Origin of the sequence: Nocardia sp. NPDC127606 (assembly GCF_042671725.1) — a bacterium.
Classification (GTDB): domain Bacteria; phylum Actinomycetota; class Actinomycetes; order Mycobacteriales; family Mycobacteriaceae; genus Nocardia.
Genome location: NZ_JBHXWQ010000002.1, coordinates 282,091 through 306,935 on the forward strand (window position 1 = coordinate 282,091; position 24,845 = coordinate 306,935).

Consider the following 24,845-nt stretch of genomic DNA (forward strand, 5'->3'; position numbering starts at 1 on the left):
AGGGGTCCAAAAGCATCGATTTCCTCTCGAGCGGACCACTCGGCATGTAACTATGTGGCTGTTTTGTGCAGTCTCTGGGGTTTGGTGGTACAGCTGTGATCGGGGTGAATCAGCCCATTACGCGGGCGATTGTCGTGATCGCACTGGTCGTCGCTTCGACGATCGCGTTGCAGGGCACGCTGCCCGGCTCCGGCGCGACCTCGACCGGAGCCCCTTCTGCCCTGCTCATCGCCGTGATGCCGGTATTGCTGCTGGTCTCGATCGTCATCCTGGTCGCGGGCGTGATCGCCAGCCAGCATCGACTGCCCCTGGCGATGCCGGAAGCCGAACGCGACGCCATGCCGCGCATCCAGTGGCGCAGGATGGCGCTGCTGGTCCCGATCGCCGTCGCCGCGGTGGCGCTGATCTTCGCAGGCGGGGTCACCGCGCTGTTCCTGCTGCCCGGCGCGCGCCCGATGCGCCCGGCCTCCGAGACGCTGACCGAGGGCTCCGGCCCCGTCCCCACGACCGACACCCATGCCGCGGACCCCACCACCGGACCCACCGAACTCACCGGCACCGCGCTGGTGATCGCGGCGATCCTAGCGATCGTGCTGATCGTGGTCGCGCTGGTCGGCCTGGTCGTCGTGGCTGTCGCCGCGCGGCGTGAACCGGCCCCTGTCGCGCCCGTCGAGGACGAACCGACCTCCAGCGAAGTCGACTCCCTCACGCGCGCCGCCGAAATGGGCCTCGCCGCGATGAACGCCCCGGGCCAGGACCCGCGCACCGCCATCATCGCCTGCTATGTGGCGATGGAGCGTGGTCTGTCCAGCGACCGCGCCGCCCGCCCGCTGGCCTCGGACACTCCGATGGAGGTACTGGCCAGGGCCTTCGAAAGCGGTGTGCTGCACGATGCTTCGGCCCGCGAGCTGGTCGCGCTGTTCGAGGAGGCGCGGTTCAGCCCGCACTCGATGCTCGAATGGCAGCGCATGCGCGCCGAACAACTGCTGCGCATCGTGCTCACGGACCTGCAGCGCAGGTTGGTGACGGCATGAGCGGACCGGAGGCGGTAGCTCGCGTCACCACGCAGGGCGCCCGAGCATGCCAGGAGGGCGCAGCGTGAACCGGACTTCGGTGATTGTGACGGCCGTGCTCGCGGTCGCGGTGATCGAAGTGACGTTGGTACGTCTTGATCGTGACTCGGTGCTGCTCGCGGTCGCCGTGCCGGTGGCCGCGGCGCTCGCGATGCTGGTCTGGTCGCTGCGGCACCGCGTGATCCGCGAGGAACCGCTCACCGAGTACATCGACAACGGTCCGGCGGAGATGCTCGGTCGCTGGCACGCGCGCGCCGAGATGCTCACCGCCCGCGCCGACGGCACCCGCGCCGACTGGGACCGCCACCTGCGGCCGCTGCTCGCCAAGGAATTCGAGCTGTCCACCGGGCTGAGGGTTTCCAAGAATCGCCGGGCCACCGAGGCCGCCGGTCAGCTGCAGTTCGGACCCGAACTGTGGCGCTGGGTGGATCCGGCGAACTCCGCGCTGCGCGATCACACCGGTCGCGCACCGGGTAGAGAGGCGCTGGATGAGATCCTGCGCCGTTTGCAGACGATGTGAGGGGTTAGAGGCCACCGATGACAATGCCGTTGAACGTGACCGTCCAGCGCTCCGATGCCGTACTGCGTGAGCTGGGCCGTGTCGTAGTCGGCAAGCGAGATGAGATGCAGCTCATCATGATTGCCGTGCTGGCCGGAGGCCACGTACTCATCGAGGACCTGCCGGGCCTCGGAAAGACCCTGATCGCGCGGTCCTTCGCGGCCGCGCTCGGCCTGGACTTCACCCGCGTGCAGTTCACGCCCGATCTACTGCCCGCCGACCTGCTGGGTTCGACGATCTATGACATGGCGTCGGGCCGGTTCAACTTCCGTCGCGGTCCGGTCTTCACCAATGTGCTGCTCGCCGACGAGATCAACCGCACTCCGCCCAAGACTCAGGCCGCGCTGCTGGAGGCGATGGCGGAGGGTCAGGTGAGTATCGACGGCGAAACCTTCCTGCTCCCACAGCCGTTCGTGGTGCTGGCCACCGACAACCCGATCGAGTACGAGGGCACCTACCCGCTGCCCGAGGCCCAGCTCGACCGCTTCGCCATCCAGCTGCGTCTCGGTTACCTCTCCGAGGCCGACGAGACGCAGATGATCCGGCGCAGGCTCGAACGCGGTTCCACCGCACCGCAAGTGGGCCAGGTGGTCGACGCGCAGGGGCTGATGGAGATGCGGCAGTCGGTCGAGTTCGTCACCGTGCACCCCGACGTGGTGAGCTACGTCGTCGCGCTGGCCTCGGCCACCCGCAGTCATCCGCAGGTGGAAGTCGGCGCCAGCCCACGTGCCGAACTCGACCTGGTGCAGATGTCGCGGGCGAGGGCGTTGCTCCTCGGGCGCGACTACGTGATCCCCGAAGATGTGAAAGCCCTCGCGGTGGCGGCGATGTCGCATCGCATCACTTTGCGCCCCGAAATGTGGGTGCGTCGTATCCGCGGCGAGGACGTCATCACCGAACTACTCCGCCGGCTACCGGTGCCCCGCGCCACGAGCACATGAAGCATCGCGACGAATCCAGAACGGTCGAGGTCGACCTCCGGTGGCGGCCCGCCCCGCTGGTGTTCATCCTGGCCGGGTGCGCGGCAGCCGCACTGGTCGTCGCGGTGCTGCTGGGGCAGTGGCAGCTGGTCGTCTTCGCGGCGCCGATGCTCGGCGTGCTCGCCACCGCGCCGTGGCAGCAGGCGCCGACCAGGGTCCAGGTCGACGGCAGCGGCACCGTGCGTTGTTTCGAGAACGAGGTGATCGGGTGTAGCGCGGTCGCTTTCGTCGAGAGCGGGCACGCCCTGCTGCGGATGACCGCCCTGCCGATGCCCGGCCTGGAACTCGAGGTCGAGGAAGCCCACGATTCCGGCGGTGCGCCCGCGGGCATGCGACTCGGGCTCTCGGCCACCCGCTGGGGCCGGTATCCGGTGCAGGTGAAGGTGTCGGCGCTGAGCCCGGCCGGTCTCGCGGTCGCGACCACCGAGCTGCCCGCGGCCAAGCTCTACGTGTACCCCATCGCCGATCCGCAGCGAATGCGCATGCCGCGCACCGAACTTCCCGACCGCATCGGCACCCACCTGACCCGCAGGCACGGTCCCGGCGTCGAATACGCCGACATCCGCGCCTACACGCCGGGCGATCAATTGCGCGCCGTCAACTGGCCGGTGAGCGCGCGGCGCGGCAGGCTCTACGTCACCCAGCGGTTCACCAACCGCTCCGCCGATGTGGTGGTCATGGTCGACACGTCCTTGCAGGCGCCCGGCCCCGCCAGCGCGTCGCTGGAACTGTCGGTGCGCGGCGCGGCCCAGGTGGTGCAGTCGACCCTGCAGTCCGGCGACCGCACCGCCGTGGTCTGCCTCGGTGAATCGCCCCGCTGGCTGCGCCCCGACATCGGCCGCAGACAGTTCTATCGCATCGTCGACACCGTCCTGGGCGTCGGTGACGAACACGTCGAGACCACCGGCACTCTCGCACCGCACGCCGCCGTCCCGATCGGCGCGATCGTGGTGGCCTTCTCCACTCTGCTCGACACCCAGTTCGCGCTGTCCCTGATCGACCTGCGCAAACGCGGCCACGTGGTGGTCGCGGTCGACGTCCTGCGCGGCACCCCCTTCGAGGACGGCCTCGACCCGACCATGGCCAAGATGTGGCAGCTCGAACGCGCCTCGATGTATCGGGACATGGGCACCGTCGGCGTCGACATCATCGCCTGGCCCGAAGGCACCCGCCTCGACCAGGCCATGCGCCTGCTGCCCGAACATCGCCGAGCAGTACGGGTACGCCGATGACGAGATTCCTTGCCCTGCTGGCCGGTCTGCTCCTGGTCGCCGCGGTCGCGCTGATCAATCCCCTCGCCGGCGTGCCCGCGCTGGCGCTGGTGATCGCGAGCTGGTGGTGGCGCCCGGCCTCGGTGGGCGCGGTGCTGATCACCATCGCGGCTCTTGCCTTCGCCGACGTCGGCGTAATAGCCGCGGCGGCAACAGGTTTGGTCGCCACCACCTATCTGCTCAACGCTGCCGTCCTGCACGCCCCCGAAGGCGTGGTCCCCACCACCATTCCCTCGGTGGGCGGCGCGGTCCTGTTCACCATCGCCGCCGCCACCGCGGCCTGGGTCCCCGTCCAACTGATCTGGGCCCCCTTGGCCGCGCCCATCCTCATCGTCGCGATCTACGCCCTGCTGGTGAGCGGCCTGTCGGCCAAGGGACCGACCGTCGAAGAGATCCGCGTCGACGAGGACTCGGGCCTCAAGCGGGGTCTTTGACCAGCACCGCTCGGGTGTAGAGCAGCGCGAAGCCCTGGGCCTGGGAGTTCTTCTGGGATTTCGATCCGGGCTCGGTGGTGACGACCGCGAGGTCGCAGTCGGCCGCGGCCGCGGCACCGAGGCGGGCCGAGAGCAGCGCTGTTTGGACGCCGTGTCGACGGTGCGCGGGCAGGGTCGCCGCCCCGGCGAGCGCGGCGATGCCGTCGGATATCCGGAGGCTCGCGCCGCCTGCGGGAATGCTGTCTCGGTAGGCGAGGTAGCGGTGAGTGTCGCCGGTGGCGGCGAGGTCTCGTATGACAGCGGCGAGGATGTCGCGAGGGAACTCTTCGTGGGTGGATAGACCGTCGTCGGGGTGGGCGAAGCCGTCGACGACCGTATCGAGCCAGGTATCGAGCCCGTTCTCGTCATCGCGACGTACCTCGACCGACTGCGATGTCGGCCACGAGCGGCCCCTCGGACGCAGGCCGAGCACGTTCTCGAACGACGCCAACCGATACCCGCGGGCGGTGAGGTCGGCTCCGATCCGTGGGTCGGCGAGATGTGCCAATTCCACCTGGACCGGTGTCCCCACCTCGGCATAAGCCTGTTCGACGGCCTCCCACTGCGCCGCCGTCGGCACCCCGGCGAAGCCGACTCCGACCACCTTGTTCAGCGGAGAACCGGGGCCCGCGAAACATGCCGCGCCCCCGGCGATCTCGTGAGCGAACCCGGTGAACTCCACCTTCCCCCTGCGAAGCCCCGTGCTCACTCCGCCGGTGATGGCATCGGTCTCCATCCGCTCGATCCGGGCAGCCATGCCGGTATCGCAGAACAATGTCGCCGCATCCTCGCTCATCAGCCAGTTATATCGCCGCTGTCCAGCGGTTTTCCGGCGATCAGTGGACTAGCGGTCGGGACGCCACGGGATTCGGCCGTTGCCGTCGCCGGTGGGGGTCCGGTTCTCGGACCAGTCCCACAGGGGCTGGAGGGATTCGGCGAGGAGGGCGCCCTCGGTGGTGAGCTCGTAGGCGCCGCGTTGGCCGTTCTTGTGGATCAGCGCCGCGGACTGGAGTTGCTGGAGTCGGTCCGAGAGCATGCTCGACGAGCAGTTGCCCATGCGTCGGCGGATGTCGAGGAAGCCGAGGGGGCCGGGCTCCAGTTCCCAGATCACGCGCAGCATCCAGCGCTGACCGAGTAGGTCGATTGCGGCCAGGATCGCTTGCGAGGGCTCGTCGCCGGTTGCGCTTCTCATTCAGAAGCACGATAGTTGCTTCTGAATCAGAAGCATGACGGCCGGTCGGGGATGGACGAGGAGATCGACGATGGATTCGACAGTGCGACAGGATCAGCGGATCGTGCTGGTCACCGGCGCTTCACGGGGGATCGGGGCTGAAGCGGCCGCGCAGTTCGGCGCGGCCGGGGCGCATGTCGTCGTGAATTTTCGGGAGAAGCGTAAGCGGGCCCAGGATGTCGTGGACGCGATCGCGGCCACGGGTGGCAGCGCTTCGGTGCTCGGCGCCGATGTCTCCGATCCGGCGGCTGTCGAGAGGATGGTCGAGGAGGTCGGCCGGACGTTCGGGCGGCTGGACACCCTGGTGCTCAACGCGTCCGGCGGGCTCGAGCGGGATGCCGATCCCGGGTACGCACTCCGGCTCAACCGGGACGCGCAGGTGAACCTGGCGACGGCGATGCTGCCGCTGATGTCCGAGGGCGGCCGGATCGTGTTCGTCACCAGCCATCAGGCGCACTTCATCCACGAGAACGACAACGTGCCACAGGGTTACACGCCGATAGCGCGCAGCAAGCGGGCCGGCGAGGACGCGCTACGAGCGCTGATTCCCGAATTCCGGGAGCGCGGAGTCGGTTTCACGGTGGTATCCGGCGACATGATCGACGGGACGATCATCGTCCGCCTGCTGGAACGGCGCGATCCGGGCAGTGTCGAGTCCCGCCGCGCGGCAGGCCCGTTGCCCACTGTCGAGGACTTCGCGCGCGTGATTGTTCGGGCAGGCACCGAAGCGGTCGCCGACGGGCACACGTACTTCGTCGGCGGCGACGACTATCTTGCCGCCGGTGCGCTCACGCGGTGAAAAACGTGGTGGGCCCGCAACGCCGAACGGCGTGACCCGGGGGTCACGCCGTTCGGAGGGTCCGCATCAGGCCGAGGCGGTAACCGAAGCTTCGCGCTGGAGTTCCAGGGCGATGTCGATGAGTTGGTCTTCCTGGCCGCCGACCAGCTTGCGCTTGCCCGCGCGCACCAGCATCTCCGCGGCGGAGACGCCGTAGCGCTCGGCCTGCCGCTCGGCATGGCGCAGGAAGCTGGAGTAGACGCCCGCGTAGCCCATCATCAGCGCCTGACGGTCGAGCAGGCATTCCGACGGCATGGCCGGGCGGACCACGTCCTCGGCGGCATCGGTGACGGCGAAGAAGTCGACGCCGGTCTTGACCCCGAGCTTGTCGCACACGCCGATGAAGGCCTCGACCGGCAGGTTGCCCGCGCCCGCGCCGAAACGCCGTGCGGAGCCGTCGATCTGGGTCGCGCCCGCGCGCACCGCGTACACCGAGTTCGCCACGGCCAGGCCGAGGTTCTCGTGGCCGTGGAAGCCGACCTGCGCGTCATCGCCGAGTTCGGCGACCAGCGCCGAGACGCGGTCCGAAACCTGCTCCAGCACGAGCGCGCCCGCCGAGTCGACGACGTACACGCACTGGCAGCCCGCGTCAGCCATGATGCGCGCCTGCTCGGCCAGCAGCTCCGGGGTGGTGCTGTGCGCCATCATCAGGAAGCCGACGGTCTCCAGGCCCAGGTCCCGCGCGTAGCCGAAGTGCTGAATGGACACATCGGCTTCGGTGCAGTGGGTGGCGATGCGGCAGATGGACGCGCCGTTGTCCTGCGAGATCTTGATGTCCTCCTTGATGCCCACGCCGGGCAGCATCAGGAAGGCGATCTTGGCCTGCTTGGCGGTCTCCGCGGCGGCCTTGATCAGCTCCTGCTCCGGGGTCTTGGAGAACCCGTAGTTGAAGGAGGATCCGGCCAGGCCGTCACCGTGGGTGACCTCGATGACCGGGACACCGGACGCGTCGAGCGCGCCCACGATGTCGCGGACCTCGGTCACGGTGAACTGGTGACGCTTGTGATGCGAGCCGTCGCGCAGCGAGGTATCGGTGACACGCACATCGAGTTCGCCCGAGTAGGGCTTGCGCACATTGCTCATGGTTGAGTTCTCCCTTACGCCCGAGCCGAGAGGATTTGATCGGCCAGCACATCGCCGACCTTGGTGGCCGCGGCCGTCATGATGTCGAGGTTGCCCGCGTACGGCGGCAGGAAGTCGCCTGCGCCCTCGACCTCGACGAAGATCGACACCTTCGCCAAGCCGCCGGATACCAGCGACGGTTCGTCGAACTGCGGGTCGTTGAGCAGTCGGTAGCCGGGCACGTACTCCTGAATGGACTTCTCCATCCGGAAGATCGACTCGGAGATCGCGTCGCGATCGGCATCCTCGGGGATGGCGCAGAAGATGGTGTCGCGCATGATCATCGGCGGCTCGGCCGGGTTCAGGATGATGATGGCCTTACCGCGTTCGGCGCCACCGATGGTCTCCACACCCTTGGAGGTGGTCTTGGTGAACTCGTCGATGTTCGCGCGGGTACCCGGCCCGGCCGACACCGAGGACACCGAGGCCACGATCTCGGCGTAGGACACCGGGACAACCCGCGAGACCGCGTTGACCATCGGAATCGTGGCCTGGCCACCGCAGGTGATCATGTTGACGTTCGCCGCGTCCCGCAGCGAATCCAGGTTCACCGGGGGGATCACGGCCGGGCCGACGGCGGCCGGGGTGAGGTCGACGGCGCGGATACCCGCTGCCTCGTATTTCGGCGCGTACGCGCGGTGCACGTAGGCGGAGGTGGCCTCGAACAGCAGATCCGGCTTCTCGTCGAGGGCGAGCAGCCAGTCCGCGCCCTCGGCGGAGGTTTCCAGACCCAGCCCGCTTGCCCGCTTCAGCCCCTCCGAATCCGGGTCGATGCCGATCATCCAGCGCGGCTCGATCTTGTCCGAGCGCAGCAGCTTGTAGAGCAGATCGGTGCTGATGTTGCCGGACCCCACGATCGCGGCGGTGACTTTGCTGGTCACGGTGTACTCCTAGGAAGTCTCAGCTGAAACGCAAACGGACGGAACCGAGTCCGGTGAACTCGGCGAGGAAGTCGTCACCGGGGCGGGCGTCGATGGCGCGGGTGCAGGAACCGGGGAGCACGATGTCGCCCTTCTTCAACCGCACCCCGAAGGTCGCGACCTTGCGCGCCAGCCACGCGACGGCGATCACCGGATCGCCCAGCACCGCGTCGCTGCGGCCCTCGGCGATGACCTCGCCGTTGCGGGTGAGCACGGCGTCGATGGCCTTGATGTCGATGTCGCCGGGTGCGACGCGTTCCTTGCCGAGCACCCACCCGGCCGAGGAGGCGTTGTCGGCGATGGTGTCGGTCAGGCCGATCTTCCAGTCGTTGATGCGCGAGTCGATGAGTTCGATCGAGGGCGCGTACGCGACGGTCGCGGCCAGCACGTCGGCCTCGGTGCAGTCCTCGCCGGGCAGGTCGGCACCGAGCACGAATCCGACCTCGACCTCCACGCGCGGCAGCAGGAACTTCGAGGTGTCGACGGGAACGTCCTCGAAGACCTCCATGTCGGCGAGCAGGTGACCGTAGTCGGGCTCGTCGACGCCCATCATCTCCTGCATCGCCTTCGACGACAGCCCCACCTTGTGCCCGACGACCTTCGCGCCGGACCGGAGCCGACGCTGGATGTTGAGCAGCTGGATCTCGTAGGCGTCGACCACATCGATATCGGGGAACCGGTCGACGAGCGGCAACACGGCGACACGCTCGTCTTCGGCGCGGGCCAGTTCGTCGGCGAGATGGGTTCGTACCGCGTCAGGCAGCACGCGGACCTCCTTGGCAGCACGGTCGGAAGGATCTAGACGCCAAAACTGTAACCGGTTTTCCAGTCCAGCATCAGCCGTTCACCTGACAATACAACGCTACATCTGGTGATTTCTGCAACATGTTCTACTGAGTTCTGTTTTTATCTGTCCAACGACCGGACCCTTCTATAACGTGTTCTACATGAGTGATCGGGAATACGATGTCGTGGTCGTCGGTAGCGGCGCCGCCGGGATGACCGCCGCCCTCGCGGCGGCGCACAAGGGACTGAGCGTTGTGCTGCTGGAGAAGGCCGCGCACTACGGTGGGTCGACGGCCCGATCCGGCGGTGGCGTCTGGATTCCGGGCAACAAGGCGTTGCTCGCCGCAGGCCGCCCCGACGACCGCGAGGACGCGCGCACCTACCTGCACAGCATCATCGGCGACGTGGTGCCCGCCGAGAAGATCGATACCTACCTCGATCGTGGCGCCGAGGCGTTCGACTTCGTCCTCGACCACACCCCGCTGAAGATGAAGTGGGTTCCCGGCTACTCCGACTACTACCCCGAGGCGCCGGGCGGGCTCGGTCAAGGGCGTTCGTGTGAACCGACGCCGTTCAACGGCAAGGTGCTCGGCGCGGAACTGGTCAATCTGGAACCTCCGTACGCCAAGGCACCGCTGAACGTGGTCGTCATGCAGGCCGACTTCGTGCGGCTCAATCTGATCCGCCGTCATCCCAAGGGCGCGATGCGGGCGCTGCGCGTCGGCGCGCGCACCTACCTGGCCAAGTGGACCGGCAAGCATCTGCTCGGCATGGGGCAGGCCATCATCGCCGCCATGCGCAAGGGCCTGCTCGACGCGGGCGTGCCGGTGCTGCTCAACACCCCACTCACCGACCTGGTGGTCACCGACGGCAAGGTCACCGGGGTCAAGGCCACCGTCGACGGCGAACCGGTCACCTTCACCGCGCGCTACGGCGTGGTGCTCGGCGCCGGCGGGTTCGAACACAATGCCGACATGCGGGCCAAGTACCAGCGTCAGCCGATAACCACTGAGTGGACAACCGGTGCCGCGGCCAACACCGGCGATGGCATCGTCGCGGGTATGGCAGCGGGTGCGACGGTCGGTTTCATGGAGGACGCCTGGTGGGGTCCGACGATCTTCAAGGGCGGCAAGCCCTGGTTCGCGCTGGCCGAGCGCAACCTGCCCGGCACCATCATGGTCAACGACCGGGGCGAGCGGTTCGGCAACGAGTCCGCCCCCTACGTCGAGGCGGTGCACACCATGTACGGCGGTGAGTACGGCCAGGGCGCGGGCCCCGGCGAGAACGTGCCGTCCTGGCTGGTGTTCGACCAGCGCTACCGCAACCGCTACATCTTCGCGGGCCTGCAACCGGGACAGCGTTTTCCGTCGCGCTGGATGGAGAACGACAACATCGTCAAGGCCGACACGATCCAGGAGCTGGCCGAGCGCATCGGCGTGCCCGTCGACAACCTGACCTCGACGATCGAGCGTTTCAACGGCTTCGCCGCCGCGGGCAAGGACGAGGACTTCGGTCGCGGCAACAGCCACTACGACCGCTACTACGGCGACCCGACCGTGAAGCCGAACCCGTGCCTGGCCGAACTGTCGCAGGGCCCGTTCTACGCGGCGAAGATGGTGCCCGGCGACCTCGGCACCAAGGGCGGCCTCGTCACCGATACCGCCGCACGCGTGCTGCGCGAGGACGATTCCGTCATCGACGGCCTCTACGCCGCGGGCAACACCAGCTCGCCGGTGATGGGCCACACCTACGCGGGCCCCGGCGCCACCATCGGCCCCGCGATCACCTTCGCCTACCTGGCGGTGCTAGACATCGTCGCCAAGAAGTCGAGCGACTCGACGAAGGCGACAGCATGAGCGTCAGCCCGACGATCACGCTCGGCTATCTGGCGGTCATCGACGTCTCGACGACCGGGTCGGCGGACGAGGTCGACGGATGAACGAGCCATTCGTACTGTTCAGCAGACATGCAGGAGTAACCCATGCCCATTGATCTGGCGACCGCGCTCGGCGCGACACTGCCCGCACGCGAGTTCAGTTGGACGCCCACCGACGTGCAGCTCTATCACCTGGGTCTGGGCGCGGGTGCGCGTCCGACCGACCCGGCCGAGCTGGCCTACCTCGACGATCGCGCACCCCAGGTGCTGCCGACGTTCGCGACGGTGGCGCCGACTCTCGGTGAGACCGAGCCGCCGCGCGTGAGCTTCCCCGGTATCGAGATCGACCTGGCCAAGGTCGTGCACGGTCACCAGGAAGTGGAGGTGCACAAGCCGATTCCCGCCACCGGCAAGGCGGTCTCGGTCGGCCGGATCGCCGAGATCTGGGACAAGGGCGCCAACGCGGTGATCGTGCAGGAGCACACCGTCACCGGGTCCGACGGTGAACCGCTGTGGACTGTGCGGTCCTCCATCTTCGCCAAGGGCGAGGGCGGCTTCGGCGGCGAGCGCGGTCCGAGCGCCCGTACCGAACTGCCGGATCGGGCCCCCGACGCGGAACTGCTCACCCCGACCTTGCCGCAGCAGGCCCTGCTGTACCGCCTCTCCGGCGACCGCAACCCGCTGCACTCGGATCCCGAATTCGCCCGTGGCGCAGGCTTTCCCGCCCCGATCCTGCACGGCCTGTCCACCTACGGCACCGTCTGCAAAGCCCTCACCGACGCCCTGCTCGACAGTGACGCGGGCCGGGTCGGCGGTTTCCGGGCCAAGTTCGCCGGCGTGCTCTACCCGGGCGAGACCCTGCGCACCAAGGTGTGGCGCGAGGGCGACCAGCTGCTCGCGGTCGTCACCGTGGTCGAACGAGACGATGCCCCCGTCCTCAGCGACGTCGTCTTGCGTATCGCCTGATCTGGACCACTGATCACCAGGTCGCCGGAGAACTCCGGTGGCCTGGTGATCATTTTTCGAGCGCGGTGATCGCTTGGGCGATGCGGCCGGCGCGATCGGTGGGGGTGCTCGCTTTGAGGACGGGGAGAAACAGCAGGTACCGCTCGGTGCGGGTGAGGGCTCGGTAGGCGGCGTCGGCCTCAGGGGTGAGCGCGGCGAGGAAGTCGGCGGGCGGTTCGGCGGTGCGCTGAGGTTCGTACGCGCCCGCCCAACGGCCGTCGGCGCACGCCGCTTCGATGGCCGCGAACCCGGCCGGGCGCATCCGCCCCGCGGCGATGAGAGCTTCGGCCTTGGCGACGTTGACCTGCGACCAGGGGCTCCGTGCTCGCCGCGGCGAGTATCGCTGCAGGTAGTGGTGGGCGTCGAGGCTGCGGCGATGGCTGTCGATCCAGCCGTAGCAGAGCGCGCCGTCCAGGGTTTCGCTGATCGTCACGGATTTCTCGGGGGCCTTCTTCTTCGAGATCAGCACCCACACGTCGCGGGCGTCGGCGTGGTTCGCCGCCAGCCACGTGTCCCAGGCTTCGGCGTCGGGGCAGGTGATGAATTCGATGTCCATGCCATCTATCCTCCGACTCAAAGTGCTCACCGAATGAGCACTTTGAATTCACTCCGGTTCGAGTGTCGCCAGTAGGGCGTCGGCGGCTCGGGTGGCCTGCTCGGTCCGTAGGGAATCGACAACTCCTTGCAGGTGAAATGCCCAGTGCGCCTCGAACAGACACGCGAGCCCGTAGGCGCTGGTCGCGACGCGATCCGCCGGGGCGGCCGGGTACGCGGCGGCGAGCTGTCGCTCCAGTTCGGGTAGCCACCGCTCGGTCCACAACTCCCGGAGGCTGTCGCGGACCACTTCGTCGCGTGCTGCGAGATTCACCAGTTCGCTCCACACCACCAGGTCGTCGCGGTTGCCGTAAGCGCCCGGTGCGAACATTCGTGCCACGCGATCCTCGATCGGCCCCTCGGCGCCCAGCCGCAGTTGCGCGTCACCGTACGCGGCGACGGCTTCGGTGACGAAGGCCCGCATCAGCCCGTCTCTACTGCCGAAATAGTGCAGCACCAGCGTGCGCTGGACCCCGGCCGCCGCGGCCACTCGCGACAGCGTCGTGTCGGCGAAGCCGTCGGTCGCCACGACGGAATGGGCGGCCCGCAGGATCTGACCGATTCGCTCCTTGGCCTTGCTCGGCCGCCCGACTTTATTTACTGTCATGTTAGTCAACATATTCGATGGGGAGGCAGTCATGCGAGTTCTGGCACTGGGTGGGGCAGGGGAGATGGGCAGGGTCGCCGCCCGCATCATGCGCGGCGACGACAGCGTGACGGCATTGACGATCGCCGACCGGGACGAAGCCGCGGCGCGCGCGCTCGCCGCCGAACTGGGCGTCACCGCGTGTCGGCTGGACGCCACCGACGGCCCGGCGCTGACCGCGGTGATGCGGGATTTCGACCTGGTGGTGAATACCGTCGGCCCGTATTTCCGCTTCGGCCCACCGATCCTGGCGGCGGCGATCGCCGCGCGCTGCGACTACATCGACATCTGCGACGATCCCCAGCCGACGATGGACATGCTGGAACTGGACGCGGCGGCGCGCGCGGCCGGGGTGACAGCGCTGGTCGGCATGGGCGCCAGCCCTGGTATCGCCAATCTGCTCGCCGTGCTGGCGGGCCGGGAACTCGACCGGGTCGACTCCGTGGTCACCGGCTGGAACATTCACTCCGCGCACACCGAACCGGCCGGTCCGGGGGCGACCGCGGCCGTGGTGCACGGCATGCGGCAGATCGCCGGTGACATTCCGGTCATCCGCGACGGCGTGCGCGCCCAGCGCCCGGCCCTGGAACGGATGCGCATCGACTACCCGGGCCTCGGCACCGGCGAAGGCCGCAGCTTCGGTCACCCGGAAGCGATCACCGTGGCGCGAGCCTTCCCCGAACTCCGCGACGCGACCACCGTGGTCGTCGGCGACCGCTCGACCTCGGCTGCGCTGCTGGCACTGCGCTGGGTGATGGGCGCTCGCCTGTTGACGCTCGATCAGGCGGCGGCGGTGGCAGCCCGCGTCGAACGACTCCTCCCCGCAGATCCGGCGAAACTGATCACCGCCGGTGGCCTGCCACCGCTGTTCGCCGTCGCGACGGGCCTGCGGGCTGGAGTCGCCGCGACCGCCGCCACCGCGCTGTGTCAGGTCCCCGGTCTGACGATGGCCGACAACACCGGCGTGCCGTTGGCGGTCGCGGCGCTGCTGCGGGCGAAGAGCCCCGGCGTCCACACGCCGGAGACCCTGCTCGATCCGCACGAATTCTTCACCGCGTTCGCCCCGCACTGTCTCGGCGCACCACGCCCGGCCGCGATGACGGTCACCACGCGCAGCTGGGACACCGAGGAGGACAACGCCGCGGCACTGTCGTCCGCGCTGCTGACCGCACTGCTCACCGCGAGATGAGCTGCCGACAGCAGTTCACGCCACGGCGCCGACCGTGGCTGTGACCGCCCGCTCAGGCCGGTCGATTCACAGCCAGGTGTCGAGGCTGGTGGTGGTGAGGAAATGGTCCAGGTCGGCGCGCCAGGGGGCGGGAGTGGTCTTGTCCGGCTCGATGCCGGTGTACTGGCCGCGGTAGAACAGCAGCGGACGGCCGCCGGTGGTGGCCGATTCCGAGAGCGCGTGGACCCGGCCGATCACGATGTAGTGGTCGCCGCCGTCGACGACGGAGTCGACCGTGCATTCGATGGTGGCCAGCGAATCATCGATCACCGGAACACCGAGTTCGGAGGTGTGCCAGGCGACTCCGGCGAACTTGTCGGTCTCCCGCGAGCCGAAACGCGCGCACGTGGGCTGCTGTTCCTCGGAGAGCACGTTCACGCAGAACCTGCCCGCCGCCTCGATCGCCGCCCACGACCGCGACCCCTTGGTGGGGCAGAACAGCACAAGGGGCGGGTCGAGGGAGAGCGCGGCGAAGGACTGGCAGGCGAACCCGATGGGTGCGCCGTCCGGATCGAGCGCGGTGATCACGGTGATGCCGGTGCAGAACTGCCCCAGCACGGTGCGGAACTGTCGGCCGTCGATCGCCGGTGTCTGTTCAGTCATGTCCTTCGCCGCCCGTTCCTATTGCTGCTTGAATCCGACGGTGAAGTCGTGACCCCACAGGCTGACCGCGGTCGATTCGCGGGCGATCCAGTCGTGGTCGTCGACTTCCAGTCCTTCACAGCCGAATTCGATGTCGAATCCGCCGGGAGTCTTCATGTAGAAGGACAGCATCTTGTCGTTGATGTGCCGGCCGAGAGTGGCCGACATCTTCACCTTCTTGCGATAGGCGCGGTCGAGGCAGAGGCCGACGTCGTCGGAGTTCTCCACCTCGACCATCAGGTGCACGATGCCGGTCGGATTCGGCAGCGGCAGGAACGCCAGCGCGTGGTGGCGCGGGTTGCAGCCGTAGAAGCGCAGCCAGGCCGGGTCGCCGTCGGCGGGACGGCCGACCATCTGCGGCGGCAGCCGCATGGAGTCGCGCAGCCGGAAGCCCAGGATGTCCTGGTAGAACGCCTGCGCCGCGGCATCGTCGGTGCAGGTGAGAACCACGTGGCCCAGACCCTGCTCGGCGGTGACGAACTTGTGGCCGTAGGGGCTCACGAAGCGGCGGCCCAGGTACTGCGCGCCGTAGAACGCCTCGAGGGTGTTCCCGGACGGATCCTGGAACCGGATCAGGCCCTCGACGCGACGCTCACCCAGCTCTTCCTTGGTGCCCTCGGTGAAGGCGACTCCGGCCTTGCCCAGGGTCTCCCGCAGCTGCTGCAGGCCGGGACCGTCGGTGACCTCCCAGCCCGAGACCAGCAGCCGGTCCTGCTCGCCGGGAACGATCACCAGACGCGCGGCGAAATCGTCCATGCGCAGGTAGAGCGCGTCGGGGTTGAGCCCGGTGCCCTCCATCATGCCGAGAACCTTGAGGCCGTACTCGCGCCAGGCCGCCATGTCGGTGGCCTCGATGCGCATGTAGCCAAGGGCGCGAATGCTCATTACTTCTCCCCGAGGAAATCGACCGTGAGCCGGTTGAACTCGTCGAACTTCTCCAGCTGTGCCCAGTGCCCACAGCCACCGAACACGTGCAGCTGGACGCGCGGGATCACCTTGGTGGCTACGAGCGCGCCGTCAAGGGGGTTCACCCGATCCTCGCGACCCCAGATCAACAGCACCGGCTGACGCAGCTTGTACGCGTCACGCCACAGCATGCCCTTCTCGAAGTCGGCGCCGGCGAAGGACTTGCCCATCGCCTTCATCGCGGCCAGCGATTCGGGGGTGTTGGCGAGGGCGAACCGCTCGTCGATGAGCTCCTCGGTCACCAGGGACTGGTCGAAGACCATGATCCGCAGGAACTTCTCCAGGTTGTCCCTGGTCGGTTCGTAGGTGAACCGCGAGAGCAGCTTCACGCCCTCGGTGGGGTCGGGCGCGAACAGGTTGGTGCTCAGTCCACCCGGACCCATCAGCACGAGCTTGCCCGCGCGGGTGGGGTGGTCGAGCGCGAACCGCACCGAGGCGCCGCCGCCGAGGGAGTTGCCGAGCAGGTGCACCCGGTCGGTGATCTCCAGGTGATCGAGCAGCGCGAGCAGTGCGTTCGAACTGTGCACGAAGTACTGCGGGTGGTCGATCGGCTTGTCCGACTTGCCGTAGCCCGGCTGATCGGGCGCGATCACGTGATAGTGCTCGGCCAGTACCGGGATGTTGCGGGCGAAGTTCGACCACGCCGAGGCGCCGGGTCCACCACCGTGCAGCAGCACGATCGTCGGCCCGTTGCCCACTCCGGCTTCGTGGTAGTGCAGCTTCAGATCGGGGGTGACCTGCGCGAAGCGTGAGGTCGATTCGTAGGTCAGTTCAGCGGTCCGGGTCATCGGCTACACCATGGCGTCGGTGACGGGCAGCCCGAACTCGTGCGTGCCGTACATGACGTAGGCACGCTCGGGATCGTTGGCCGCGTGCACTCGCCCGGCATGCGCGTCACGCCAGAAGCGCTGCAGCGGAGTGCCGTTGGCCAGCGCGGTGGCGCCGGAGGACTCGAAGAGCTTGTCGATCGAGGCGATCACCCGGCCGGTCGCGCGGACCTGGTCGCGGCGGGCGCGTACGCGCAGATCGAACGGCACTTCCTGGCCCGCCTGCAGCAGCGCGTACTCCTCGGCGACATTGCCCGAGAGCTGACGCCACGCGGCGTCGATATCGCTGGCCGCCTCGGCGACGCGCACCTTGGCGAACGGATCGTCCTTGGCGTTCTCGCCGGCGAAGGCCGCGCGCACGCGCTTGCCCTGGTGCTCGACGTGCGCCTCGTAGGCGCCGTAGCCCATGCCGACGATCGGCGTGGAGATGGTGGTGGGGTGGATGGTGCCCCACGGCATCTTGAAGACCGCGTCGGTGTTCTGCTCGAGGCCCGGCGCGCGGCCCTCGCTCATCGCGCGGAAGCTCAGGAACCGGTGCGACGGGACGAAGACGTCCTCGACGACGACGGTGTTGGAGCCGGTGCCGCGCAGGCCGACGACGTTCCAGACGTCATCGATGCGGTAGTCCGAGCGCGGGATCAGGAAGCTGCCGAAGTCGACCGGCTTGCCGTTCTTGATCACCGGACCGCCCAGCACCGCCCAGGTGGCGTGATCGGAGCCCGAAGACCAAGCCCACGAGCCACGCACGATGTAACCACCGTCGACGGCCTGTCCCGCTCCCATCGGCGCGTACGAGGACGAGATGCGCACATCGGTGTCCTCGCCCCACACGTCCTGCTGGGCCTGCTGATCGAACAGCGCGAGGTGCCAGTTGTGCACCCCGATGATGCCCGCGACCCAGCCGGTGGAGCCGCACGCGCTGGCGATCTTGCGCACGGTGTCGTAGAAGACCACCGGGTCGGCGGCGTGGCCGCCCCACTGCTTGGGCTGGAGCAGCCGGAAGAAACCGGTCTCCTGCAGCGCCTTCATGGATTCTTCGGGGATGCGGCGCAGGTCCTCGGCCTCCTGCGCGCGCTCACGCAGCGTCGGCAGCAGTGCCTCGACCCGTTCGGTCACTTCTTGCGTCATTTCGGAGCCCGCTCCTGCCTGTGTCGGATCGACAACCGGTTCTTTTCGTCTCTGAGATTAGAACAGGTTCTCGTTTCTGTCGAGAAGATCGCCCTACCTCGGATATAACAGGAGTCAACAGAGAAGTTCGCTGGATAACTGGCGTGAAGTGGCTCAGTTTTGTAACGTGTTCTAGTGAACGAGGAGGGTTCGGGATGGCGATCAACCCCAAGGTGAGGGAACTCGATGTCGGTGCACCGCCGACGAGGTTCGCGCGCGGCTGGCACTGTGTCGGCCTGGCGTCGACCTTCCGCGACGGTAAACCGCACGCGGTAGAGGTCTTCGGTACCAAGCTCGTCGTGTGGACTGATACCGACGACCAGATCCGCGTGCTCGACGCCTACTGCAGGCATATGGGCGGCGACCTGAGCATGGGAACGGTGAAGGGCGACGACATCGCCTGCCCGTTCCACGACTGGCGCTGGGGCGCCAGCGGAAAGTGCACCGCGATTCCGTACGCGCGCCGCGTTCCACCGCTGGCCCGCACCCGGAAGTGGACCACGCTCGAGCGCAACGGTCAGCTGTACGTCTGGCACGATCACGAAGGCAACGAACCGCCCTCGGAGGTCACGATCCCGTATATCGAGGGTCCGTACACCGACGAACAGGGCAATCCGACCGAGACCCACAACAGCGGCTGGACCGACTGGACGTGGGACTCGTTGCTGATTCAGGGCGCCAACTGCCGCGAGATCATCGACAACGTCGTGGACATGGCGCACTTCTTCTACATCCACTACGCCTTCCCGACGTTCTTCAAGAACGTCTTCGAAGGGCATGTGGCGACGCAGTTCCTGGAGACCAAGGGCCGTCCCGACGTCGGCATGGCCGCCAAGCACGGCGGTGACACGCTGCTGAAATCGGAGGCGTCCTACTTCGGGCCGTCTTACATGATCAATCCGCTGGTGAACATCTACAGCGGGTACGAGATCAAGGTTCAGCTGATCAACTGCCACTACCCGGTCGACCAGGATTCGTTCGTGCTGCAGTGGGGCCTGAGCGTCGAGAAGCCCAAGGGTCTGCCCGACGACGCCGCGAAGAAGCTGGCCGACACGATGGCCAAGTTCTTCGGCGACGGCTTCCTGCAGGACGTGGAGATCTGGAAGCACAAGTCCAAGGTCGAGAACCCGCTGCTCTGCGAGGAAGACGGGCCGGTCTACCAGCTGCGCCGCTGGTACGAGCAGTTCTACGTCGACGTCGCCGAGGTGACCGAGAAGATGACCCAGCGCTTCGAGTTCGAGGTCGATACGACCAAGGCGAATCAGGCGTGGGAGGCCGAGGTGGCGGAGAACCTGCGCCGCAAGGCCGAGTCCGAGGAAGCAGGCGTCTGAGATGAGTCCGAGGTCGATGTCTAGCGAGCCACGGAGGTCTGACGGTCCGTCGCAGCGCGCATCGACCCGTCCTAGCGAGCCGCAAAGGTCCGGCGATCCGTCGCAGCTCGCTTCGGCGGAGCCCGGGTCGGGCGATTCCCCGCAGCGTGCGGGGTCTCGCCCGACTTGGGCCAAGGCACCTGATTTCGCTGATCAGCCCGTGCGGCAAGCGGCGGTGCGGGCGCAAACCGTGGTCGACAAACAGCACTATCTCGATACCGGTCTGACGCCACTGCGGTGTCAGACCTGCTCGGCGCAGGTCATGGTGCGCAAGTCGAGCGCACACCAGACTTCGGTGCAGTGGACCGAACGTCCCGACGCGCACTGCCCGGTTTTCGCGCAGTTGGCCGCACATGGTGCGCGGCCGGGCAGGCCGGAATCCTGTCCGTCACTGGAGAAGTCGATCAAATGGGCCGTCGACGAGGGCGTGCTCGAAATCCCCGAGTAGTCAGCCGAACGGTGTGTGCGGGCGATCCTGGCGCACACCGTCTAGGTAGATGTCGACCTTCTCGTTGTAGAAGCACGCCAGGCCGGCGACCTTCTGGCTCTCGGGCAGCGGCGTGCGATAGATCCAGACGATGTCGGCGTGCTCGGTGTCGCCGACGCGCACATTCCAGTAGTCGGCGGTGCCCTTGTACGGGCAGCTGGTGTGGGTGTCCGACGCGGTCAGCAGATCCATCCGGACGTCGGTCAGCGGCAGGTAATACCGTGCGGGCAAGCCGGTTTCGAACAGAATGCGCGGCGAATGCGAGTCCGCGACGGTGACTCCGTCGATCTCCACCCGCACGTGCCGGGAGCTGCCGAGAATGTCCACGCGCGAATACGGGTCGCGCGGATGGACGAAGACCTGCTCGTCTTCCTCGAACCAATCGAACGCGGCGATGTCGAGCCGCACAGCGTCTTTCAGTTCCGACAGCGGTGAGTCGAGATAGCGCAGCGCCGCACCGTCGGCGCGCAGACCCTCGACCATCACGTCGTAACCCGTCGCGTCGCCGCGGCTGGGGGAGTGCTCGGTGATCCCGTTCGGATCGAGGTCGGCGCGCACGTCGGTGAGTGGCACGTAGTAGGTCGGGTAGTACGGGATCTCCCAGACCAGCAGCGGCCGGAGCGTGTCGGCCACCAGCTTCCCGCGCAAGTAGACCCGTACTCGCTTCTGTCCCGTTTCCACCTTGACGCGCCCGCGTCGGTCCTCGGTCATGTCATCGACGCTACGCCCGAGACAGCGAATCGCCCCTGGCACTCGTGGTACCAGGAGCGATTCGGCCGCACCGGCGGGGATGGGTCAATCGGCGACGGTGATGGCCTGAGCCTCCTCGATCGAGTGCGGGGCCGGGTCGTGGTCGTCGATGTGGGCGAGCGCGGTGCGGCCGATGTAGAGGACCGCGACCGCGGCGGCCGTGCAGACCGCGCCGAGCCAGAACGGCAGCGACATGTTGTGCTCGCCGAGCTTGCCCGCCACCCACGGCGCGGCCGCACCGCCGCCGAACCGGACGAAGCTGTACGCCGCCGACGCGGTCGACCGCTCGACCGGCGCCGAGATCATCACGGCCTCGGTGATCAGCGTGTTGTTCACCCCGAGGAACGCGCCGGCGATCACGACGCCGACGATCAGCACGATCTTGTGTTCGGTGAACATCCCCATCACCGCCAGGTCGATCGCGAACAGGGCCAGCGACAGGGCCATCATCGGCAGCGAACCGAAGCGCGCCTGGAGTTTCGGGGCGAGGAACACCGAGGACAAGGCGAGCAGGATGCCCCAGCCGCAGAAGATGAAGCCGATCGCGTAGGTGCCCATGTCCAGCGGGAACGGGGTGAACGCGAGCAGGGTGAAGAAGCCGAAGTTGTAGAGCAGCGCGGTGATGCTGACGGTGAGCAATCCCCTGTGCCGCAAGGCTTTGAACGGCGCGGTGATCGAGGTCGGATGTGCGGCCTTCGGCGTTTCGGGCAGCAGCACGACGATCGCGATGAAGGCGACGGCCATCAGCACCGAGACGCCGAAGAACGGTCCACGCCAGCTGATTCCACCGAGCACGCCACCCAGCAGCGGGCCGGTCGCGATGCCGATGCCGAGGGCGGCCTCGTAGAGAATGATCGCCTTGGCGACGCCGCCGGTGGCCGCGCCGACGATGGTGGCCAGCGCCGTCGCGATGAACAGGGCGTTGCCCAGACCCCAGCCCGCGCGGAACCCGATGATCTCGCCGATGCTGCCGGACATGCCTGCCAGCGCGGCGAACACGATGATGATCGCCAGCCCGGACAGCAGCGTCTTCTTCGCGCCGAAGCGGCTCGAGATCACGCCGGTGACCAGCATGGCGACGCCGGTGACGGCCATGTAGCTGGTGAACAGCAACGACACCTGGGACGGCGTGGCGTTCAGCTGTTCGCCGATCGGCTTGAGAATGGGATCGACGAGGCCGATGCCCATGAACGCGATGACGCTCGCGAAGGCGACGGCCCACACGGCCTTGGGTTGGGAGTTGGTGGTTGCGGCGTTGTCGTCGCGAGTCAGCTGGGGGGTGCTCACTGGCGCTCCTGGTTGCATCACTGATGACCGCGGGCAACCGAGCGGAGGGCTGTCAGCAGGTCGTTCATGTCGGTATCGAGGCGGATCAGCCGGTCGAGATCGAAATCGGCGAGCCCGGGTGCCATGGCGGCGGCGAACGCGCGTCTGGCCTCGATGAGGCGGGACCGGCCGGCCGGGGTGAGCTCGATGAGCACTGCCCGGGAGTCGTGCGGGTCTTTGGTGCGGGACGCGAAGCCGTCGGTGACGAGTCGGCCGATCAGCGCCGTTGCCGCCGGTTGGGAACATCTGTCGATCCGGGCGAAATCGCTGACCCGCAGCCCGCCGTGCTCGTCGAGCACGGCAAGGGCCCGCAGGACCGCGCGGGGCAGGTCGTCGTCGCTGATCGCCCCGGCCAGTCGGGTGAGTCGACCCGCAGTGACCAACAGGTCGACCACGATGTCGTCTGCCGATGGCTGCGCTGTCTGATTCACAGGAGATTATATTACATAAGCTAACTATCTAAAACTAGCCCGGTCGGCCCCTAGCCCCGGTGAAATGGCGCACAGAACGCCGAAAGCCCTGGCCGCGGGGCTGCGACCTGGGCTTTCGGTGACCTCGGCTAGGCCGCGACCGGACGTCGGCCGGTGCCGAACAGCTCGGCGGTGGCGTGGGCCCGCTTGAAATAGAGGTGGGCGTCGTGTTCCCAGGTGATGGCGATGCCGCCGTGCAACTGGATGGTCTCGGCCGCCACCGTCGAGAAGGTCTCGGTGCAGTGCTTGCGCGCGACCCACACGTCCTGTGCGGCCGACGGGCTGTCCTCGGCCACCGCGAGGGCAGCGGCCAGCGCCGCCGATTCGGCCGACTCGACCAGCACGTACATATCGGCCATCCGGTGCTTGAGCGCCTGGAAGCTGCCGATCGGACGACCGAACTGCACGCGCGAGGCCGTGTACTCCACCGTCATCTCGAGGCAGTGCCTGGCCGCGCCGACCTGCTCGGCAGCCAGCGCCGCCCAGGCGATCTCGCGCAGCCTGCGGCGCAGCGCGGCGGGGTCGCCGGTGCCGATCCGGGTGGCGGGGGCGTCGGTGAAGGTGATGGTGGCGAGCTTGCGCGTGGGATCGAGCGCGGGGGTCGCGGCGACAGTCACGCCAGGGGCGTCCGCGGTGGTCTCGAACAGCCCTTCCTCGGTCAGTACCAACAGCAGGTCGGCCTGCGCGCCGTGCAGCACGTAATGGGCCGCGCCACTGAGCTTCCCGGCCGCCACGCTGACCCCGGCCGAATCCCAGCCCGCGGCGTCGGCCCAGCACAGGGCCGCCGTGCGCGACCCGTCCGCCAGATCGGGCAACAGCCGGGCGCAGGACTGCTCGTCGCCGGCCAGCAAGATCGCCTGTACCCCGAGCACCGCCGACCCGAGCATCGGCACCCCACTCAGCGTCCGTCCCAACTCGCCGACGACCATGAGTGATTCGACGAGGCCTGCCCCCGCGCCACCCCACTCCTCCGGCACCGCGAGCGCGGCCACGCCGACCTGCTCGCACAGCATCCGCCACAACTTCGGGTCGTACCCGAGGTCGGTGTCCATTGCGGTGCGCAGTGCGGCCGACGTCGCGTGCTTGCCGAGCAGGGCCCGCACGGAGGTCCGGAATTCGAGTAGTTCATTCGATGACATGGGGTTCCTCGTAAGGCTCGGTGATTGCGCGGCGTTCGGCCTGGGTCGGCGGTGGCATGGCGGGTCTCAGCTCGTGGCGGCGGCGGGTTCGGCGGCGCGTAGAGCGTCGGCGATCCTGCCCCGATGGAAATCGGCTGTGCCCCAAGCGGTTCGCAGGGCGGCGACCTTGGTGAGCCACAGCGACAGGTCGAACTCCGCGGTGTAACCGATGGCTCCGTGCACCTGGAGCCCCGCCCGTGCGGCGCGGTGGGCCGCGTCGCCGCAGACCACCAGGGCCGCGGAGACATCGCGGGCGCGGTCGTTCGATTCCAGGGTGAGCGCCGCGCGGTACACCAGCGGCTCGGCCAGATCCAAGGCGATCAGCACATCGGCGAGCTGCTGTTTCACCGCCTGGAATTCACCGATCGCGCGACCGAACTGCTTGCGTTGCTTGGCGTAAGAGGTGGTCTGCTCGAGAATCGAGCGACCCGCGCCGAGGAGCTGTGCGGCACAGGCGAGAACGCCGATGTCGAAGGCGTAGTCGATGGCGGCTTCGACCTCGGGACCCTCGGCGACCAGCTCGTCGGCCTGCGCGCGGAAGAGCTTGCGGGCGGGGTCGATCGAGGTCACCGAATCCGTCGGCACACCGCCGAGTGCCAGTCGACCGTCGGCGGCCACGAGGACCGGCTCGGCGATATCGGCGTCGAGGACGATGCCGCGCTGCGCCTCGAAGGTGATGGTGCCGAGCGCTTCGCCGCTCGCGAGCGCGGCTAACCAGCGCTGGGCCGGCGCGTCATCCGGAAGACGTTGCAGCAGCGCGGGAATCACGGCGGCGGACTCGATCACGGGACCGGGCGCGGCGCCGCGGCCCAGTTCGATCAGCGCGACGACGAGATCGACAGTGGTGGCGTCCGCCCCGTCGTACTTCTCGTCGACGATCAGACCGAACACGCCCATGTCGGCGATCTGCCGCAGCAGTGCGCGCCCCTTGGTGGTTTCACCGTCCGACCAGGCCCGCACCGCCGCGGGCACGTGTCCGGCATCGAGAATCTTGCGCAGCTCGGCGGCGAAGTCGAGCTGTTCGGTACTGAGCGCGAATCTCATCGCAGACCTCCTGTGT

The 24,845-nt window shown here is 67.9% G+C and carries 27 protein-coding genes; 11 read left to right on the top strand and 16 right to left on the bottom strand.

All coding sequences use genetic code 11. The features are described 5' to 3' along the window. The first annotated feature begins 104 nt into the window (after nucleotides 1-104). The 5 genes from ACFVJ5_RS12095 (at nucleotide 105) to ACFVJ5_RS12115 (ending at nucleotide 4,317) form a co-directional block, all read left to right on the top strand. Complete coding sequence (locus ACFVJ5_RS12095) at nucleotides 105-1,034, top strand: DUF4129 domain-containing protein (protein WP_379220025.1); 930 nt, start codon at nucleotides 105-107, stop codon at nucleotides 1,032-1,034. Between the two features lie 64 nt (nucleotides 1,035-1,098). After that, nucleotides 1,099-1,593 (top strand): hypothetical protein, encoded by a 495-nt coding sequence (locus ACFVJ5_RS12100; protein ID WP_101464691.1) that lies wholly within the window; start codon nucleotides 1,099-1,101, stop codon nucleotides 1,591-1,593. A 17-nt stretch (nucleotides 1,594-1,610) separates the two neighbouring features. Next, nucleotides 1,611-2,573: a MoxR family ATPase gene (locus tag ACFVJ5_RS12105; RefSeq protein WP_056818940.1), complete on the top strand. Its 963-nt coding sequence runs from the start codon at nucleotides 1,611-1,613 to the stop codon at nucleotides 2,571-2,573. After that, complete coding sequence (locus ACFVJ5_RS12110) at nucleotides 2,570-3,844, top strand: DUF58 domain-containing protein (RefSeq protein ID WP_379220026.1); 1,275 nt, start codon at nucleotides 2,570-2,572, stop codon at nucleotides 3,842-3,844. Before ACFVJ5_RS12105 ends, ACFVJ5_RS12110 begins: the two co-directional genes overlap by 4 nt. Next, nucleotides 3,841-4,317 (top strand): hypothetical protein, encoded by a 477-nt coding sequence (locus ACFVJ5_RS12115; RefSeq protein WP_379220027.1) that lies wholly within the window; start codon nucleotides 3,841-3,843, stop codon nucleotides 4,315-4,317. Before ACFVJ5_RS12110 ends, ACFVJ5_RS12115 begins: the two co-directional genes overlap by 4 nt. On the opposite strand, the gene ACFVJ5_RS12120 is transcribed toward ACFVJ5_RS12115, so the two are convergent. After that, complete coding sequence (locus ACFVJ5_RS12120) at nucleotides 4,301-5,152, bottom strand: GNAT family N-acetyltransferase (protein WP_379220028.1); 852 nt, start codon at nucleotides 5,150-5,152, stop codon at nucleotides 4,301-4,303. The two genes, ACFVJ5_RS12115 and ACFVJ5_RS12120, sit on opposite strands and share 17 nt — an antisense overlap. Before the next feature lie 48 nt (nucleotides 5,153-5,200). Next, nucleotides 5,201-5,548 carry a winged helix-turn-helix transcriptional regulator gene (locus ACFVJ5_RS12125; RefSeq protein WP_379220029.1) on the bottom strand — a complete coding sequence of 116 codons (348 nt, stop codon included), beginning with the start codon at nucleotides 5,546-5,548 and terminating at the stop codon, nucleotides 5,201-5,203. Nucleotides 5,549-5,618: 70 nt separating this feature from the next. Between ACFVJ5_RS12125 and ACFVJ5_RS12130 the strand changes: the two genes are divergently transcribed. Next, nucleotides 5,619-6,386: an SDR family oxidoreductase gene (locus ACFVJ5_RS12130; RefSeq protein ID WP_379220030.1), complete on the top strand. Its 768-nt coding sequence runs from the start codon at nucleotides 5,619-5,621 to the stop codon at nucleotides 6,384-6,386. A gap of 66 nt (nucleotides 6,387-6,452) precedes the next feature. Here ACFVJ5_RS12130 and dmpG read toward each other — a convergent pair whose 3' ends face one another. The 3 genes from dmpG to ACFVJ5_RS12145 are packed head-to-tail and all read right to left on the bottom strand — an operon-like array spanning nucleotide 6,453 to nucleotide 9,233. Beyond that, nucleotides 6,453-7,508, bottom strand: a complete 1,056-nt coding sequence (gene dmpG, locus ACFVJ5_RS12135) for a 4-hydroxy-2-oxovalerate aldolase (RefSeq protein ID WP_379220031.1) — start codon at nucleotides 7,506-7,508, stop codon at nucleotides 6,453-6,455. A gap of 14 nt (nucleotides 7,509-7,522) precedes the next feature. Then, on the bottom strand, nucleotides 7,523-8,428 hold the full coding sequence (locus tag ACFVJ5_RS12140; RefSeq protein WP_194825625.1) for an acetaldehyde dehydrogenase (acetylating): 906 nt from the start codon (nucleotides 8,426-8,428) through the stop codon (nucleotides 7,523-7,525). Nucleotides 8,429-8,447: 19 nt separating this feature from the next. Further along, nucleotides 8,448-9,233 carry a 2-keto-4-pentenoate hydratase gene (locus ACFVJ5_RS12145; RefSeq protein ID WP_379220032.1) on the bottom strand — a complete coding sequence of 262 codons (786 nt, stop codon included), beginning with the start codon at nucleotides 9,231-9,233 and terminating at the stop codon, nucleotides 8,448-8,450. Between the two features lie 172 nt (nucleotides 9,234-9,405). Here ACFVJ5_RS12145 and kstD point away from each other — a divergent pair, with 172 nt between their 5' ends. Both kstD and ACFVJ5_RS12155 read left to right on the top strand, forming a co-directional pair. Further along, nucleotides 9,406-11,109 carry a 3-oxosteroid 1-dehydrogenase gene (kstD, locus tag ACFVJ5_RS12150; protein WP_379220033.1) on the top strand — a complete coding sequence of 568 codons (1,704 nt, stop codon included), beginning with the start codon at nucleotides 9,406-9,408 and terminating at the stop codon, nucleotides 11,107-11,109. A gap of 125 nt (nucleotides 11,110-11,234) precedes the next feature. Next, nucleotides 11,235-12,095, top strand: coding sequence for a MaoC/PaaZ C-terminal domain-containing protein (locus ACFVJ5_RS12155; RefSeq protein WP_379220034.1), 861 nt, complete (start codon nucleotides 11,235-11,237; stop codon nucleotides 12,093-12,095). A 49-nt stretch (nucleotides 12,096-12,144) separates the two neighbouring features. On the opposite strand, the gene ACFVJ5_RS12160 is transcribed toward ACFVJ5_RS12155, so the two are convergent. Beyond that, nucleotides 12,145-12,690 (bottom strand): YdeI family protein, encoded by a 546-nt coding sequence (locus ACFVJ5_RS12160; RefSeq protein WP_379220035.1) that lies wholly within the window; start codon nucleotides 12,688-12,690, stop codon nucleotides 12,145-12,147. 48 nt (nucleotides 12,691-12,738) lie between these two features. Further along, the gene (locus ACFVJ5_RS12165; RefSeq protein WP_379220036.1) at nucleotides 12,739-13,335 is read right to left on the bottom strand and encodes a TetR/AcrR family transcriptional regulator; all 597 of its coding nucleotides are present in this window, start codon (nucleotides 13,333-13,335) and stop codon (nucleotides 12,739-12,741) included. A gap of 31 nt (nucleotides 13,336-13,366) precedes the next feature. Here ACFVJ5_RS12165 and ACFVJ5_RS12170 point away from each other — a divergent pair, with 31 nt between their 5' ends. Continuing rightward, the gene (locus ACFVJ5_RS12170) at nucleotides 13,367-14,563 is read left to right on the top strand and encodes a saccharopine dehydrogenase family protein (protein ID WP_379220037.1); all 1,197 of its coding nucleotides are present in this window, start codon (nucleotides 13,367-13,369) and stop codon (nucleotides 14,561-14,563) included. 66 nt (nucleotides 14,564-14,629) lie between these two features. On the opposite strand, the gene hsaB is transcribed toward ACFVJ5_RS12170, so the two are convergent. The 4 genes from hsaB to hsaA are packed head-to-tail and all read right to left on the bottom strand — an operon-like array spanning nucleotide 14,630 to nucleotide 18,165. Further along, complete coding sequence (gene hsaB, locus ACFVJ5_RS12175; protein ID WP_379220038.1) at nucleotides 14,630-15,205, bottom strand: 3-hydroxy-9,10-secoandrosta-1,3,5(10)-triene-9,17-dione monooxygenase reductase subunit; 576 nt, start codon at nucleotides 15,203-15,205, stop codon at nucleotides 14,630-14,632. Between the two features lie 18 nt (nucleotides 15,206-15,223). Further along, complete coding sequence (gene hsaC, locus ACFVJ5_RS12180) at nucleotides 15,224-16,129, bottom strand: iron-dependent extradiol dioxygenase HsaC (protein WP_379220039.1); 906 nt, start codon at nucleotides 16,127-16,129, stop codon at nucleotides 15,224-15,226. Further along, a complete protein-coding gene (gene hsaD / locus ACFVJ5_RS12185; RefSeq protein ID WP_379220040.1) occupies nucleotides 16,129-16,998 on the bottom strand; it encodes a 4,5:9,10-diseco-3-hydroxy-5,9,17-trioxoandrosta-1(10),2-diene-4-oate hydrolase in 870 nt (289 codons plus the stop codon). Before hsaD ends, hsaC begins: the two co-directional genes overlap by 1 nt. A 3-nt stretch (nucleotides 16,999-17,001) precedes the next feature. After that, entirely contained in the window at nucleotides 17,002-18,165 is a 1,164-nt protein-coding gene (gene hsaA / locus ACFVJ5_RS12190) for a 3-hydroxy-9,10-secoandrosta-1,3,5(10)-triene-9,17-dione monooxygenase oxygenase subunit (protein WP_379220041.1), read from the bottom strand. Between the two features lie 194 nt (nucleotides 18,166-18,359). On the opposite strand from hsaA, the gene ACFVJ5_RS12195 reads away from it, so the two are divergent. Beyond that, a complete protein-coding gene (locus tag ACFVJ5_RS12195) occupies nucleotides 18,360-19,535 on the top strand; it encodes a Rieske 2Fe-2S domain-containing protein (RefSeq protein WP_379220042.1) in 1,176 nt (391 codons plus the stop codon). A 199-nt stretch (nucleotides 19,536-19,734) separates the two neighbouring features. After that, nucleotides 19,735-20,022, top strand: coding sequence for a hypothetical protein (locus ACFVJ5_RS12200; RefSeq protein ID WP_378631628.1), 288 nt, complete (start codon nucleotides 19,735-19,737; stop codon nucleotides 20,020-20,022). Here the strand turns inward: ACFVJ5_RS12200 and ACFVJ5_RS12205 are convergent, their stop codons facing one another. From ACFVJ5_RS12205 to ACFVJ5_RS12225, 5 genes are all read right to left on the bottom strand, one after another. Then, nucleotides 20,023-20,772 (bottom strand): DUF427 domain-containing protein, encoded by a 750-nt coding sequence (locus ACFVJ5_RS12205; protein ID WP_379220043.1) that lies wholly within the window; start codon nucleotides 20,770-20,772, stop codon nucleotides 20,023-20,025. It lies immediately after the preceding gene. Nucleotides 20,773-20,856: 84 nt separating this feature from the next. Beyond that, on the bottom strand, nucleotides 20,857-22,098 hold the full coding sequence (locus ACFVJ5_RS12210; protein WP_379220044.1) for an MFS transporter: 1,242 nt from the start codon (nucleotides 22,096-22,098) through the stop codon (nucleotides 20,857-20,859). A gap of 17 nt (nucleotides 22,099-22,115) precedes the next feature. Further along, nucleotides 22,116-22,568: a MarR family winged helix-turn-helix transcriptional regulator gene (locus ACFVJ5_RS12215; RefSeq protein WP_379220045.1), complete on the bottom strand. Its 453-nt coding sequence runs from the start codon at nucleotides 22,566-22,568 to the stop codon at nucleotides 22,116-22,118. Between the two features lie 128 nt (nucleotides 22,569-22,696). Continuing rightward, nucleotides 22,697-23,746, bottom strand: coding sequence for an acyl-CoA dehydrogenase family protein (locus ACFVJ5_RS12220; protein ID WP_379220046.1), 1,050 nt, complete (start codon nucleotides 23,744-23,746; stop codon nucleotides 22,697-22,699). A gap of 66 nt (nucleotides 23,747-23,812) precedes the next feature. Next, nucleotides 23,813-24,829: an acyl-CoA dehydrogenase family protein gene (locus ACFVJ5_RS12225; RefSeq protein WP_379220047.1), complete on the bottom strand. Its 1,017-nt coding sequence runs from the start codon at nucleotides 24,827-24,829 to the stop codon at nucleotides 23,813-23,815. Nucleotides 24,830-24,845 lie beyond the last annotated feature (16 nt).